The sequence below is a fragment of the Iningainema tapete BLCC-T55 genome, assembly GCF_014698965.1.
Classification (GTDB): Bacteria; Cyanobacteriota; Cyanobacteriia; order Cyanobacteriales; family Nostocaceae; genus Iningainema; species Iningainema tapete.
The window spans coordinates 35,820-50,268 of the sequence record NZ_JACXAE010000029.1 but is presented as its reverse complement, the minus strand read 5'-3'; the positions used below and the strand labels follow the sequence as shown (position 1 = coordinate 50,268).

The 14,449-nt window shown below is 40.6% G+C and carries 13 protein-coding genes; 10 read left to right on the top strand and 3 right to left on the bottom strand.

Annotated features, from left to right (window positions below; genetic code table 11):
• The first annotated feature begins 21 nt into the window (after positions 1-21).
• The 5 genes from ICL16_RS06885 (at position 22) to ICL16_RS06865 (ending at position 5,173) form a co-directional block, all read left to right on the top strand.
• A complete protein-coding gene (locus tag ICL16_RS06885) occupies positions 22-2,358 on the top strand; it encodes a CHASE2 domain-containing protein (RefSeq protein WP_190826117.1) in 2,337 nt (778 codons plus the stop codon).
• A 242-nt stretch (positions 2,359-2,600) separates the two neighbouring features.
• Positions 2,601-3,413, top strand: coding sequence for a hypothetical protein (locus ICL16_RS06880; RefSeq protein ID WP_190826116.1), 813 nt, complete (start codon positions 2,601-2,603; stop codon positions 3,411-3,413).
• Positions 3,414-3,588: 175 nt separating this feature from the next.
• Positions 3,589-4,422: a filamentous hemagglutinin N-terminal domain-containing protein gene (locus tag ICL16_RS06875; RefSeq protein WP_190826115.1), complete on the top strand. Its 834-nt coding sequence runs from the start codon at positions 3,589-3,591 to the stop codon at positions 4,420-4,422.
• A complete protein-coding gene (locus ICL16_RS06870; RefSeq protein WP_190826114.1) occupies positions 4,422-5,075 on the top strand; it encodes a hypothetical protein in 654 nt (217 codons plus the stop codon). Before ICL16_RS06875 ends, ICL16_RS06870 begins: the two co-directional genes overlap by 1 nt.
• The gene (locus ICL16_RS06865) at positions 5,036-5,173 is read left to right on the top strand and encodes a hypothetical protein (RefSeq protein ID WP_190826113.1); all 138 of its coding nucleotides are present in this window, start codon (positions 5,036-5,038) and stop codon (positions 5,171-5,173) included. The genes ICL16_RS06870 and ICL16_RS06865 overlap by 40 nt, the downstream gene beginning before the upstream one ends.
• 98 nt (positions 5,174-5,271) lie before the next feature.
• Here the strand turns inward: ICL16_RS06865 and ICL16_RS06860 are convergent, their stop codons facing one another.
• On the bottom strand, positions 5,272-5,847 hold the full coding sequence (locus tag ICL16_RS06860) for a Uma2 family endonuclease (RefSeq protein ID WP_190826112.1): 576 nt from the start codon (positions 5,845-5,847) through the stop codon (positions 5,272-5,274).
• Between the two features lie 394 nt (positions 5,848-6,241).
• Between ICL16_RS06860 and ICL16_RS06855 the strand changes: the two genes are divergently transcribed.
• Entirely contained in the window at positions 6,242-7,105 is an 864-nt protein-coding gene (locus ICL16_RS06855) for a DUF928 domain-containing protein (protein ID WP_190826111.1), read from the top strand.
• A 94-nt stretch (positions 7,106-7,199) separates the two neighbouring features.
• On the opposite strand, the gene ICL16_RS06850 is transcribed toward ICL16_RS06855, so the two are convergent.
• Positions 7,200-7,355 carry a hypothetical protein gene (locus ICL16_RS06850; RefSeq protein WP_190826110.1) on the bottom strand — a complete coding sequence of 52 codons (156 nt, stop codon included), beginning with the start codon at positions 7,353-7,355 and terminating at the stop codon, positions 7,200-7,202.
• Positions 7,356-7,407: 52 nt separating this feature from the next.
• Positions 7,408-7,716, bottom strand: a complete 309-nt coding sequence (locus ICL16_RS06845; protein ID WP_190826109.1) for a hypothetical protein — start codon at positions 7,714-7,716, stop codon at positions 7,408-7,410.
• Between the two features lie 291 nt (positions 7,717-8,007).
• Between ICL16_RS06845 and ICL16_RS06840 the strand changes: the two genes are divergently transcribed.
• The 4 genes from ICL16_RS06840 to ICL16_RS06825 all read left to right on the top strand — a co-directional run bounded on the left by ICL16_RS06840 (position 8,008) and on the right by ICL16_RS06825 (position 14,412).
• Positions 8,008-11,043, top strand: coding sequence for a two-partner secretion domain-containing protein (locus tag ICL16_RS06840; RefSeq protein ID WP_190826108.1), 3,036 nt, complete (start codon positions 8,008-8,010; stop codon positions 11,041-11,043).
• 264 nt (positions 11,044-11,307) lie between these two features.
• On the top strand, positions 11,308-11,520 hold the full coding sequence (locus ICL16_RS06835) for a hypothetical protein (protein WP_190826107.1): 213 nt from the start codon (positions 11,308-11,310) through the stop codon (positions 11,518-11,520).
• Positions 11,517-11,780: a type II toxin-antitoxin system mRNA interferase toxin, RelE/StbE family gene (locus tag ICL16_RS06830; protein WP_190826106.1), complete on the top strand. Its 264-nt coding sequence runs from the start codon at positions 11,517-11,519 to the stop codon at positions 11,778-11,780. The genes ICL16_RS06835 and ICL16_RS06830 overlap by 4 nt, the downstream gene beginning before the upstream one ends.
• A 13-nt stretch (positions 11,781-11,793) precedes the next feature.
• Positions 11,794-14,412: a CHAT domain-containing protein gene (locus ICL16_RS06825; RefSeq protein WP_190826105.1), complete on the top strand. Its 2,619-nt coding sequence runs from the start codon at positions 11,794-11,796 to the stop codon at positions 14,410-14,412.
• Positions 14,413-14,449: the final 37 nt, after the last annotated feature.

The following is a 14,449-nucleotide window of genomic DNA, read 5'->3' as shown; positions in this document are numbered from 1 at the left end:
TTATTTAATCATTGATGACAAATGAGTAAACTAGTCGTTTTCAGTTTATTAGGGGGTGATTTAAATGCAGGATTTCCTGTTGTCACGGCTCAATTGTGGCATAATAACCAAACTGTTCCCGTGAAATTAACAGGCAGTCTGCCAGCAATTCCACAAAGCGAACTCTACAGAAGGTGGCAGCTACTCTACGAAGCTGTGCATCAACGTTTGGGTAGCAATCAACGGATAAAATTACATTCCCAAGATATTACGAATATTTCTGTGAATGATTTCGATGAAGTAAGTCAACAGCTACAAGCAAATATTAATGCTTGGTTGAAATTTGAGTCATTCCAGAATATCGAGCGGCAGTTGCGGACTTTTCTGAGTCGAGATGATGAAATTAGAGTTATTGTTGAAACTAATGTAGCTTTAGTGCATCGGTTGCCTTGGCATTTGTGGGATTTTTTTCAAGATTACCCTAAAGCTGAGTTGGCTTTGAGTAATCATGAGTATGCTTCGAGTCAAGTGTTGCGATCGCCTACAGGTAAAGTTAAAATTTTGGCTATTCTGGGTAATAGTGTTGGCATTGATGTTGACAAAGACCGTGTTTTGTGGAAGGGTTTAGTAGATGCTCAAACCACGTTTATTGTTGAACCTACACGTCAACAATTGGATGAGCAACTGTGGAAACAGGATTGGGATATCCTGTTTTTTGCTGGACATAGCACCAGTCTGGAGAATGGAATTGGGGAAATTTACATCAATCAGACAGAAAGTTTAACAATTTCCCAATTACAGAATGCACTGAGGGAAGCAATTACACGCGGTTTACAACTAGCAATTTTTAACTCCTGTGATGGAATTGGGTTGGCACGAAATTTGGCTAGTTTGAATATTCCGCAAATGATTGTGATGCGGGAAGGGGTGCCGGATTTTGTGGCGCAGGAGTTTTTGAAAAACTTTTTGGCGGCTTTTGCTGGTGGTAAGTCGTTTTATCTAGCTGTGCGCGAAGCACGGGAAAGGCTGCAAGGGTTGGAGAATCAATTTCCTTGTGCTAGTTGGTTGCCAGTCATCTGCCAAAATCCGACAACTGTTCCGACAACTTGGCAAGAATTGCGCGGTAGTGTTGGCGATCGCTCATTTGATGATACTGTAAGCACAATTAAAACTAGAAAATCTCAACTATGGACTGTACTATTAAGTACTTTGATTGTAACTCTTTCCACAATAGGGTTGAGATATTTAGGAGTTTTTGAGAAAATAGAATTGGGAACTTTTGACCAAATGCTACTCCTACGACCAAAGGAAGAGTCAGATTCTCGGTTGCTGGTTGTGGAAATCACAGAAGAAGATATTCAATCTCGACAAGAGACAACACTAGGAGGAAAATCAATTTCTGATAGTAAGTTAGCTCAATTACTCCACAAAATACAAAAGTATCAACCACAAGTTATTGGATTGGATATTTATAGAGACTTTGCCGATCCTCCAAACAAATCTCAGCCAATACAACTTGCGACTGAATTAAATCAAGAGAATGTTGTTGTCATTTGCAAAGGCAAAGATAGCAAGTACGATCCTCAAGGTGTTAAACCTCCCGCAACAGTTCCTTTAGAACGTCAGGGTTTTAGTGATTCTGTGGAAGATGGTGATGGTGTAATCCGTCGCCAAATTCTCCTTATGGCGCAAGAACCTTCTTCTCCCTGCACAACGCCTTACTCGCTTTCGTGGCAACTAGCAGCTCGTTATTTAGCTGACAAAAGAATTAAATCTGATGTCTATGAAGATTATGTACAGTTTGGTTCTAAAGTATTCCAAGGCTTAAAACAGAATCGTAGTGGTGGCTATCAAAAAGGAACTAATCTCGGCGGAATTCAAATTCTTGTTAATTACCATAATGCCGATTTCGACAAAGTTTCTCTGGAAGATGTATTGAGTAACAAAGTTAATCCTGATTTGTTTAAGGATAAGGTAGTTCTCATCGGCGTTACAGCTAACACCATCGCAGATACTCGGTCAACTCCTTACAGTGCTGCACAGCAAATATACCAGGAAACACCAGGCGTGTTTATACAAGCGGAAATGGTTAGTCAAATTCTTAGTGCAGTTTTAGATGATAGACCGATTTTTTGGGTTTTGCCAAGTTGGGGCGATATTCTTTGGATATGGGGATGGGCAAGTGTATCTAGTCTAATTGTTTGGCGTGTTCGTTCTCTGCTTGATAAGGGAACTGTCATATTTGCTGCTGTGATAGTTTTGTATGGGGTTTGTGCGATCGCACTTTTCATCCCAGGAGTATGGTTACCATTTATCCCCTCAGCCTTTGCCGTAGTTGCCAACGGTGTTGTTGTATTACTAATTCACAACCGTCGATAATATGAATTGTCGTCGTAGAGACGTTCCGACGGAACGCCATTCTACATCAATGCAAGTGCTTCGTTCGGAATGACAAGTGTTTCGCCAAATAGGGTATAACAAAATTTGACTTGAATAAAAAGACAAGAACCAACCAATTAATGAGTAGAGATGTTTGTAATAAAAATCTCTACTTTCTCACTGCTACATTATTATCCCACAATCATCAAAACCCGTTTTCTATTTGGTATAGGAGTCTAATCATGTCTTATCCTGGCGAGATACCTAATGAAATACCTGATGTAAAGCAGGTTACACTGCAATGTAACCGTTATATGCAAATTTATCAAGAATTGCAAGCCGCTATAAACCCAACAACATTTGAACAGGTTATTAGTGTAATTGGTCTTCAATCACAAGTAAATCATCGAAGGATTCAAAGAATTCAACAAGGGATATCTGATATCAATAGGATCAAGAAAAATGCTCGTAAATTACTTACTGAAGCATTAAATACATCTCGTGTAATACTAGAAGATGCTATGCGTCTTAACAAAACAACGCTAGGTACTATTCTTCGTGAAGAACCTCGACTTAAAGTCATACAATATCAAACTGAAGCTATTTTTCAAGAATATAGAGATAGTATCTTGTTTGTACAAACAAATTCTGGTTATTCTTTTCCCCCATCTAGTATTCATTGGTCTCAGGTACGAATTAATGCAAATAACCTCCTAGAAAATTTAAATTTAATAGAGCGAATTAGAATTCAGGAGGAATGGGACTTGTTTGTGAATCAAATACATGAATTGAAACAAGTTAAAGAATCAATAGATAGAGCAAAAAAAATTGAAAGAGAAACTTCACTGATTGAGAATTTATGTAAAGAATATATACGTGCTTTAAATGAAGAACTGAATATGCTAGAAGAAGAATTTGAATTGCTATCACTGCGTATAGCTGCTAAGGAGCTATCAGCTATTGAACAATACTTTTCTCACAAAATTAATAATACTAAGTTATTACACCTCATATCGGAGTCGAAAAGTATAGAAAAAGACAATCCAAATTACTAGGGCGATCGCTAGAACACTAATTAATTTGCGTAGCATCTCAAAGATTAAAAGCGTAAGTGCAGCGTTGGCGCTAAGCTACGAAATATTAAACGCATATGCATAAGTGATCGGTATGAGACTTATACTGTAAAATACAGTTGCTTTGCTGAATTTCCTTTTTAATTGGGAGAGTGCAATGTCTGGGAGAACTACGGGTTTGTACTGGTGGCAAGGTTTAGGAATGGCGATCGCATGTGCAATTATCTGGTATCCGAACAGCACAGTCGCCCAAATCATCCCAGATGACACTCTCCCAAATAATTCTAATGTCACTTTAAACGGCAATACGACGATTATTGAAGGTGGAACTACTAGAGGCGCGAATCTGTTCCATAGCTTCAAAGATTTTTCAATTCCACAAAACTCAGCAGCTTTGTTCAACAATGTACAAGAGATTCAAAACATTTTAACAAGAGTAACAGGTGGATCAATATCTAATATTGATGGTTTGATTCGTGCAAATGGCAAAGCAAACTTGTTTATAATTAATCCATCAGGAATTATCTTTGGTGCAAATGCACGGTTGGATATTGGAGGTTCATTTTTAGCAATTACCGCCAGTAGTTTGAAGTTTGCCGACGGTTTTGAGTTTAGCGCGACTAATCCTCAAACACCACTACTTACGATTAGTGTACCCGTCGGTTTGCAATACGGAAATAATGCCAAGAGTGTTCAGGTAAGGGGATCTATTTTAGAGGGAAAACCAGGTGAAACATTGGCGCTAGTGGGTGGGGATGTGAGCGTTGAAGGAGGAGCGTTGCGATCGTCATCAGGTAGAATTGAGTTAGGCGCAGTAGCTGACTTTGGAATGGTGGATCTCAAAGGACAGCAGTCGGAAGGAGTGTTTCGACTCACATCCTTGCTGTTTCCAGAAACTGTTGGGCGAGCTGATATCTTGTTAGAAAATAGCGCTAAGGTGGTAACATTGACATCAACGCCGCGACACTGTCGCTCACAGATGGCGCTCTAGTGCTGACTTCAGTTGATAAGGCTTCAACAATATCATCTTTTGGACAGGGAGATGCAGGTAATATCAATGTTGATGTTACAGGTGCAGTGACGATTTCTGGCAGGAAGGATGGCTCTTCCAGTGCAATTGGCAGCACCGTCGAATCGGGAGCAAAAGGTAAAGGCGGAAACATCACTATTTCTGGAGGTTCATTCTCCCTCTTGGATGGTGCTCTACTATCTGTCAGCACTCTTGGAGAAGGGAATGCAGGCAATATCGATCTTAATATTACAGGTGCAGTCACAATTTCTGGAGTAAAGGATGGACTTCGCAGTGTAATTAACAGCGCTGTAGGAACAGGAAATGGAGCAGCAGGAAACTTGAATGTCAATGCTCGCACAATCTTTTTGGATAATAGTACTCTCAGTACGGATACTCGCAGTCGGGACAATAACCCGAATATAGAACAAGCAACTATTAACTTACAAGCATCAGATTTAGTTTTACTGCGCCGTGGCAGTAAGATTACTACCAATGCTTCTGGCGAGAATATTATTGGCGGTAACATCAATATCAATACCAACTTCTTAGTCGGATTGGAAGACAGCGATATCATGATGCGCAGCAGAAGCGGATGGAGACAGAGCCAATTGTGGAAGCCCAAAGCTTGGTAGTGGATGTTCATGGAAACATCGAATTAGTAGCCCAAGCTGCTCAACTTAATCTTCACAGCCCTTGGCTTCCACCCACTTCTTGTCCTGTATCTCAGTAAGCAATAGGGCGTTGCATATTTGTGTGATTTGGATTTGGAATTTCATTACACACCCATTTACTTGGAGCCTAAGAGGAATATTTCTTATAGCTTTTTTACTAAATTTGTGTTTCTTCGTCGGTAAATATAGGAGGCCACAATTCAGAAATAGGCAATTCCCAACCGGGAAAAAGTTCTGGAATAGTTAATATATCTTCACTACTTAAGACGATTGGTTCACTTGTTAGTCGATAAACGGTTACGGTTGATTCATCGGGATCAATAAGAATTCCGACAATGGCTCCTAATTCTAGGAACTTTTTCACCTTTTTTTCTAAGGAGCTAATTCTGTCGCTTTGAGATTTAATTTCAACTACTAAATCTGGTACAAGTTGTCCAAAGTAACGTGGACTTTGGCGCAGGCGAGAGGCACGAACAAAAGAGACATCGGGTGCTTTGAGGTTTGTATCTGGCATGATGAAACCACCAGCGGAGTCAAACAAGCGTCCCAGACGATGAGGATAAACCCAGTTACCTAATAACCGAATTAGCAAAGCTCCAATTTCGCTGGATACAATGTCTGATGGTCCCATAACAATAATTTTTCCATCTTCGAGTTCTAGCTGATAGTCATGTCCAGCAGCACAGAGAGTTGCTTGTAGGTTTTCCAAGTCTTTTACTGTCATTAGGGACATGAGAAATCTCCTTGTCTAGCTGAGTTAGTCTATAATTTTAACGAAAAATGAGCGATCGCGCCTTGCACAGATTCTTTTGGGCGCATCGCCTATCAATGCCCAAACCACTTTCAGCAGTTTGAGTACAAAACGAGCGCGATTACCCAAGGGGCAACGGCAAAGCCGATTATCTCAACAATTGCCTTCAACAAGCCTTTACAATAAATATTTTTGTAAATAAAAATTTTTATTTGGTGCTTTTTCGTGCTAATTAGTTAATTGTTAATGCATTATAGTCTATTTAAATTAGTCAGAGATTTAAAACAGTCTTTTCAGATCGAAATACTTCGAGCATTATAAAATTCTTATAAATATGATAAATATCGTCATCAGCAGGAACTGCAAGAATCTTGTGATGTCAGTTAAGATCAAACCGATGTTAACAATAGCTCTGATTTTGTGCAGCCTCACTCATCAGCCAGCACAGGTAATAGCTCAAACTCCACAAAATGCAACTATTAAGCAGCCTGTACAACCATCAAAAAAACCTCAACAAACACCATCTCCTGCTCGAATAGTTTTTGTGCCGCCAAAAATACCACCTCGCTTAAGTACTATATCTGGGCGTAGAGGCGGAATGGGTAGCCGGAATAATTGTCCGGCTGTTGAGCCTGCACTCACTGCTCTAGTACCTCTGCAAGCACAAAACAGTAAACAAAAAAATACGTCGGATGCAGGGAATGTTGGCGGGCTAACTACATCTGAGCGACCAACATTTTGGTTTTATGTTCCTTACACTCAGAATTTAACAGCTAGTGCTGAATTTATTGTACAGGATATGGAAAGTAAAGATGTTTATCGCGGGGCGATCGCACTACCACCCAAAGCTGGTGTTATTGGTGTGTCTATTCCGTCTAATATTGCTCCCTTACAAGTCGAGCAAACATACCACTGGTATTTCAAAGTTCGTTGCACTGAGCAAAAAACAGCAACTGTCCCTATTTATGTAAAAGGATATATTCATCGAGTCAATTTAGATGCTGGTGTGATGCAGCAATTGCAATCATCAGTTGATCCCCGACAAAAGATGGCTATATTCGCTCAACTTGGAATTTGGTTTGATGCTCTGACAATGCTGGCTCAATTACGTCTAACTAATCCTAATGATGCATCAACGGCTAACGATTGGCAAAGTTTTTTACAATCGGTTCAATTGGAGCGTTTTGCAAAAGCACCTGTGCTAACTTCGCCCTCACTTTCAGTGAATCAAACTTTTTGAAAGCTTAAGAACCCCGACTTTGTAAAAGTTATCGGGGTTCTTGATTGACTTTAAAGGATATCCGTATCCACCCAACTGAGAATCGCTACATGTATTATTTTTGATTTAGTAGTCTATCAATTTCACAAGCTGCTGACTGTGAGCCAAATTCCCTACATATAGGTGATTGATTATTGCTCCATAACAACCATGCAAAAAAGCCAACTACTGCAATGATAATAACGGCAACAGGTGTTTGATTTTTGTTCATAATGACAATCAAAGGTTTTGAACATCTGTATCATGAAGCTTTACAATTTATTTCATCTGCCACGTACTCTTCGTTGAGCAATGTAATTATCTAGATCTGCAAAGTATTTTTGATACTGCAAATACTGAGTATAGCAAATACTTGAGTCAATGTACGGGCTTCTGTAGCAATTTCCTATGATAATACGTGCTTGCCTTGCCTGTTCCCTTCTCAAAATGCGTAATTCTTGCAACGATAGTTGATCAAGTTGTTGTCGTGACACGACATTTTGTGCTTTTACAGGCATCGGAATGTTAAGAAAAATTCCGAAAATAGCCAAAGAAACCAGTGCCTTCTTGAAATAATGGAAATGAAACATCATAATCTAACTATCTCCTTCAATTTGAATTAATAAGTTCGAGCTTTTGTATTGACAAAAGTTTGCTCCCGTTTTGGGCTGTCTTCTGTGTGTTCCTGAATCAATTTCCTTCTATCTCTTTATTGGTTGAACAAAATTAATTTATTCAGTCTGTGACGAAACGTGTAGTTAGAAGGAAGTACATAAAGTTTTTTTCCAATTGCTTTGCTCAAGCAATCTACTCTTGTGCATAAGTTCGTTGACACCTATACTCTTTAATTAAGGATGTCAAACTAAATTTAATCGGAGCGTGCAATGTCAGGGGTATCTATACGTTTGTACTACTGGCAAGGTCTAGGAATAGCGATCGCAAGTACAATTATCTTGTGGGCAAATAGTGTAAGTGCAGAAATTACCCCTGACGAGACTCTCCCAAATATTTCCAATGTCAGGTTAGAGGGCAATATCAGAATTATTGAGGGAGGAACCACAAGAGGTGCTAATCTATTCCATAGCTTCGGTGAGTTCTCAGTTCCCACAAGTTCCGCAGCTTTATTCAACAATGCTCCAGATATTCAAAATATCATTAGCAGAGTCACAGGTAATTCAGTCTCTGCAATTGACGGCTTAATCAAAACTAACGGGGCAGCCAACTTGTTTTTGATCAATCCGTCGGGAATCATCTTTGGTGCAAATGCACGCTTAGATATAGGTGGTTCTTTTCTGGCAAGTACTGCTAGTAGCTTGAAATTTGCCGACAGTTTTGAGTTTAGCGCGACTAATCCTCAAACAACACCATTGCTCACTATTAGTGCACCAATGGGTTTGCAATATGGAGATGCCAAAAGTATTCAGGTAAGGGGATCTATTCTAAATGTAAAACCAGGTCAAACTTTGGCGTTAGTGGGTGGTGATGTGAGCGTCGAAGGAGGAGCATTGCGTTCACCATCAGGTAAAATTGAGTTAGGTGGAGTGGCTGATTCCGGGATAGTGGAAATCAAGGGACAGCAATTGGAAGGAGTGTTTCGCTTAACATCGTTGTTGTTTCCAGAAACTGTTGCGCGAGCGAATATCTTGTTAAAAAATAGCGCTTTTGTTGATGTCACTGGTGCAGGAGGCGGAAGTATTGCAATCAATGCCCGTAATTTGGATGTTGTGGAAGGAAGTTTCCTTTTTGCTGGCATTGGGCAAGGTTTAGGATCACCCAACGCTGTAGCTGGAGACATCACGCTGAATGCCACAGAGGACATCAAATTTGTCGAGAGCAACGTCTTCAATAATGTGCGATCGCTTGCAGTAGGTAATGGAGGGAATATTAATATTTCTGCACGATTTTTGTCCTTAACTGATGGCGCTTTACTATCTGCCAGCACCTTTGGTAAAGGAAATGCAGGCAATATCAACATTGATGTCAAAGATGCAGTCACAATTTCTGGAGTTAAAGACGGAATTCCCAGTACGATTTCCAGTAGTGTGATAACGGGAGCAAAAGGTAATGGCGGGAACATTCGCATCGAGAGCGGCTCGTTGTCTATAACTGATGGCGCTGGAGTATCTACCAGCACTGATGGCGAAGGAAATGCAGGTAATGTGAAAGTGGGTGTCAGAGATTCTGTTTTCCTTTCAAACGCTATCATCCTCAGCACTGTAGAAGCAGGGGGTTTGGGCAAAGGCGGAGACATCGACATTACTGCTGTAACATTGTCGCTTTTTGATGGTGCTCAATTGGGAACTTCAGTTTTTAAAGCTTTAGACAATCAGTCAGTTGAACGACGGGATGCAGGCAATATCAACATTAATGTTACAGGTGCAGTCACAATTTCTGGAGTCAAGGACGGATTTCCTAGTGGGATTGGCAGTGGTGTGGGAACGGGAGCAAAAGGTAACGGGGGGAATATTCACATTTTCAGCAGCTCGTTGTCTTTAACTGATGGCGCTTTGCTATCTGCCAGCACCTTTGGCGAAGGAAATGCAGGCGACATCAACATAGATGCTACTGGTGTCACAATTTCTGGAGTCAAGGACGGATTTCCCAGTGGGATTGAGACTGGTGTGGGGAGAGGAGCAAAAGGTACAGGCGGGAATATTCGCATCTCCACCGACTCGTTGTCGATAACTGATGGCGCTATACTTGTTGCCAGCACTCGTGGAGAAGGAAATGCAGGTAATGTCAACCTCAATGTTAGAGATGCAATGACGATTTCTGGGAGAAAGAACGGATTTTCCAGTGGAATTGGAAGCAGTGTAGGGAGGGGAGCAAAAGGCACAGGCGGGAATATTCGCATCTCCACCGACTCGTTGTCGATAACTGATGGCGCTGCACTTGTTGCCAGCACTTTTGGTGAAGGAAATGCAGGCAATGTCAACATTGATGCTACAAGTGTAGTTTCAATTTCTGGGCAGAAGGACGGTTCTTCAAGTGGAATTGGTAGTAGTGTGGAATCAGAAGCAGTGGGTAAAGGAGGCGATATCAACATCAGTACAGAAAGATTGTTTCTCAAAGATGCTGCTCAAATCACTGCTAGCAGTATAGGGAATGGAGCAGCAGGAAACTTGGATGTCAATGCTCGCACGATTTTTTTGGATAATAGTACTCTCAGCACTGATACTCGTAGTCGTGACAATAACCCAAATATAGAACAAGCAACTATTAACTTACTTGCAAGAGATTTAGTTTTACTGCGCCGTAACAGTAAGATTAGTACCGATGCTTCTGGAGAGAATATTATCGGTGGCAACATCAATATCAATAGTAACTTCCTTGCTGCTGCGGAAAATAGTGATATCACTGCTAACTCGACTGATTTCAGAGGAGGTAATGTCAGAATTAATTCTAAAGGTATCTTTGGCATTCAGTTTCGCGATGTCCCTTCTGATTTCACCAGCGACATCACTGCTACTGGGGCAACTAGAGAGTTAAGTGGCAATGTCGAAATCACTCCACCGGAAATCGATCCCACTAGTGGCTTAATCGAACTTCCCACAAATCTAATTGATGCTTCTAACCAAATTTCCACCGCTTGTACTCCCGGAAGTCGCCAATTCCAGAATACTTTTGTCTCAACAGGGCGGGGTGGGCTACCTATGAGTCCGACTGAACCATTACAAGATTCAAGTACTCTATCAACTTGGGTAAGATTGAGAGGAAAACCAGAAAACTCAGCTAAAGCAACTGTAGAAACACAACCAGCTGCAAGCTCAACTTCTTCCAAAGTTGCTGCTGCACCTCAAATTGTAGAGGCTTCAGGCTGGGTAGTTGACGGTAATGGAAATATAGAACTCGTGGCGCAAGCTCCTATTATTCTTCACAGCTCTTGGCAAACGCCTACTTCTTGCCCTGTATCCCAGTAATTGGTAACGCGCTTTGACTTTGACTTAGTGAATAAGTAAGTAGGTAAAAATAAATATAAAATAAACTCTACGTTCGTAGTGAGTGCTCACGGCGTAGGGGCATAGGTTATAAGGGCTGAAGCCCTTACTACAAACTTTCATTTATTTACGCCTACCTACTTACAGATGAACTTTTTACTCGTGGTAAGATAGGAATTCAAGTTCATTTAATAGACAGTTCAAAATAGCCACTAACATAAAAAGTAGTTAATTATAGGTGTAACAATGGAAACTACAACTAAAAGACAAGCGTTGTTAAAAGCTATCTACCAACGACTAGAACAAGCTTACGAAGACACTTTGGAGGATGTTTTAGAACTATTAGATATTCGAGCATCTGAGGACGAAGAGGATATTCGAGACTATGATGCTGCATTAGAAGATATTAAAAAAAATGGGACGATATCTTGGGAAGATTATAAGAGGGGAATTGAGTGACCTATCAAATTGATTTCTCAAGAACGGCAACTAAACAATTAAACAAGTTACCTTCTGCTCTTAAAGAACGAATTGAAGCGAAAATCCTAGAATTAGCTGATAACCCACGTCCTCATGGTATTACCAAACTAAAAAATCGAGAAAACGGTTATCGAATTAAAGTAGGCGACTATCGAATTTTATATGACATTTATGATGGTATTTTGGTCATAACCGTTGTTAAAGTCGGACATCGTAGAGAAGTTTATCGGGATGAATAAGGGATGGTGAAATATGCAAAGGCGTCAACTTCCCAAGCGAGTAGTTAGATTTACGTTTGCTTATGTTTTATTATTTACAATAACTATTTTCCTGACTATTATTACCAGTACATTTGCCACACCAGCAAAGATAAATTCAGCAGATGGGTTTCATATCCAAAGTTGGAGAAACCCGGTTTCTCAAAGAAACCGGGTTTCTGGGCTGCAACTTCTTGAAAAAGGAGAAGCTCTTTATCAAGCTGGGCGTTTTGCTGAAGCTGTGACTATTTTACAACAAGCTGTGCGTATATATGAGCGAAGTGGCGATCGCCTCTCTCATGCCGCATCTTTAACTAACCTCAGTCTAGCTTTAGAGCAACTCGGTTTATGGAAAGAAGCAACAGAAGCTATTAACACCAGTTTAAAACTACTTAACTCTGACAATCAAAAGCCAGAAGCACAAGAAATTATAGCACAAACTCTAGATATTCACAGCGGACTGCAACTAGCACAGGGACAAGCAGAAGTATCTTTAAAAACATCACAGCAAGCAGAACAAATCTGGAAGCGATTAGGAAATAATGTCGGAGCAACACGTAGCCGAATCAACCAAGCACAAGCTCTACGTATTTCTGGCTTTTACCGTCGTGCATTGGATACTTTACAGCAAGTCGCCCAAGAGTTACAAACTCAACCTGATTCACAAGTGTTGGTGGCAGCTTTGCGCTCTCTTGGTAATGCTCAGCAACAATTAGGTGAATTAGAGGAATCAGAGAAAAACTTACAACAAAGCTTAGAAATTGCCCAACGTCTGCAACTACCGCAAGAAATTAGTCTGACAGAGTTTTCTTTAGGTAATACTACTAGAGTATTGGGTAAAATTAATCAGGCAAGCGCGCATTATGAAAAAGCCGCTCAAATTACACCCAACCCACTCACCAAAGTTCAGGCACAAATCAATCAACTCAGCTTGCTAGTTGAGAATAACACAACCAATGTAGAGACGCGATTAATCGCGTCTCTACTACCTACAATTCAATCTCAATTTGCCAGCATACCACCTAATCAAGCAAGTATCTATGCACAGATCAACTTTGCTCGCACTATCAAGAAGATTGGTAATAAAAAAGACATAGTTCAGATTCTGGCAAACAGCGTTAAACAAGCAAGAACCATCGGCGACAAGCGTGCAGAATCCTATGCACTAGGGAGTTTAGCAGAAGTATACGAGCAGAATAAACAGTGGCAAGAAGCACAAAAGTTGACTATTCAAGCCTTATTGATTGCGCAAAAAATTGATGCTTCAGACATAGCATACCGTTGGGAGTGGCAACTAGGACGCTTACTTAAAGAACAGAAAAACATTCCAGGTGCGATCGCTGCTTATGATACCGCAGTAGCAACACTTCAGTCTCTACGTAGCGATTTAGTAGCAGTAAACCGAGAAGTACAGTTTAATTTTCGTGATAGTATAGAACCGATTTATCGCCAGTCAGTAGAGCTACTTTTACAAGAACAAGGAACACTCGATTTAGACAAAGTACGCAAGCGCATGGAAGCCTTGCAACTGGCAGAGCTAGACAATTTTTTCCGAGAATCTTGCTTAAATAACCAATTTGTGGTAATAGACAAAGTAGTAGACCGCGATCATCCTAACACGGCAATTTTTTACCCCATAATTTTAGATAACCAGTTAGAAATTATCCTCAAACTCCCCAATCAACCGTTGATGCGTAAATCTTCTCTAGTCAGCCAAAAGCAAGTAGAGCAGATAACTACACAGATGCGATCTTACGTAGTCGAACCTGATGCGAGTAAGAAATTTCAAACAGTTTCCCAGCAGCTTTATAACTGGATAGTCAAACCTGTGGAAACAGACTTGAAAAATAGTAAAGTTAACACCTTAGTGTTTATCCCAGACGGGACACTGCGAAATATCCCGATAGCAGCATTATATGACGGCAAAGAGTATCTAGTCGAGAAGTATGCTGTTGCTGTTAGCCCAGCGCTACAACTGTTCACTCCCAAACCTCTAGCGCAGCGAAAATTAAACGCTCTTGCAGGTGGCTTATCACAACCACCGAGCAACGAAAATTTTGCACCGCTTCCTAATGTTAAGGAAGAACTCAAATTAATTCAGCAAATTGGCGTCGCGACAACTACATTATTAGATCAAAATTTTCAAAGTACTATTTTAGGAAAAAAGATCAACGATCAACCTTTTAGAGTTGTTCACCTGGCAACTCACGGGCAATTTAGCTCTAAAGCTAAAGATACGTTTATTTTAGCAGCCGATAAACGCATCTACGTCAAAGATTTAGATACCTTGCTCAAAAATAGAGAGCAAAAACGACGAGAGCCAGTTGAATTACTTGTTTTGAGTGCTTGCGAAACAGCAGCAGGAGATAATCGTGCGGCATTGGGATTAGCGGGAGTTGCTATACGTGCCGGGGCGCGGAGTACTTTAGCTTCTTTATGGCAGATTGGGGATAACTCTACTGCTATGTTTGTTAGTGAATTTTACCGTCAGTTAACTACTGGCACAACTACGGCAGATGCTTTACGCAAGGCCCAATTAAAGCTATTGAGAGATTCTGAATACTCTCTTCCTCTTTACTGGGCACCTTACGTTTTAGTTGGCAACTGGTTGTGAGAGACACCTCAAAAGATGGCATTACCAGGTAGAATCT

What these genes read in the sequence shown, in the direction of transcription:
- ICL16_RS06845 (WP_190826109.1), bottom strand. Translation starts at nt 7,716, where the DNA reads ATGATGTTTCATTTCCATTATTTCAAGAAGGCACTGGTTTCTTTGGCT.
- ICL16_RS06855 (WP_190826111.1), top strand. Translation starts at nt 6,242, where the DNA reads ATGTCAGTTAAGATCAAACCGATGTTAACAATAGCTCTGATTTTGTGC.
- ICL16_RS06880 (WP_190826116.1), top strand. Translation starts at nt 2,601, where the DNA reads ATGTCTTATCCTGGCGAGATACCTAATGAAATACCTGATGTAAAGCAG.
- ICL16_RS06875 (WP_190826115.1), top strand. Translation starts at nt 3,589, where the DNA reads ATGTCTGGGAGAACTACGGGTTTGTACTGGTGGCAAGGTTTAGGAATG.
- ICL16_RS06860 (WP_190826112.1), bottom strand. Translation starts at nt 5,847, where the DNA reads ATGTCCCTAATGACAGTAAAAGACTTGGAAAACCTACAAGCAACTCTC.
- ICL16_RS06850 (WP_190826110.1), bottom strand. Translation starts at nt 7,355, where the DNA reads ATGAACAAAAATCAAACACCTGTTGCCGTTATTATCATTGCAGTAGTT.
- ICL16_RS06885 (WP_190826117.1), top strand. Translation starts at nt 22, where the DNA reads ATGAGTAAACTAGTCGTTTTCAGTTTATTAGGGGGTGATTTAAATGCA.
- ICL16_RS06835 (WP_190826107.1), top strand. Translation starts at nt 11,308, where the DNA reads ATGGAAACTACAACTAAAAGACAAGCGTTGTTAAAAGCTATCTACCAA.
- ICL16_RS06825 (WP_190826105.1), top strand. Translation starts at nt 11,794, where the DNA reads ATGCAAAGGCGTCAACTTCCCAAGCGAGTAGTTAGATTTACGTTTGCT.
- ICL16_RS06865 (WP_190826113.1), top strand. Translation starts at nt 5,036, where the DNA reads ATGGAGACAGAGCCAATTGTGGAAGCCCAAAGCTTGGTAGTGGATGTT.
- ICL16_RS06840 (WP_190826108.1), top strand. Translation starts at nt 8,008, where the DNA reads ATGTCAGGGGTATCTATACGTTTGTACTACTGGCAAGGTCTAGGAATA.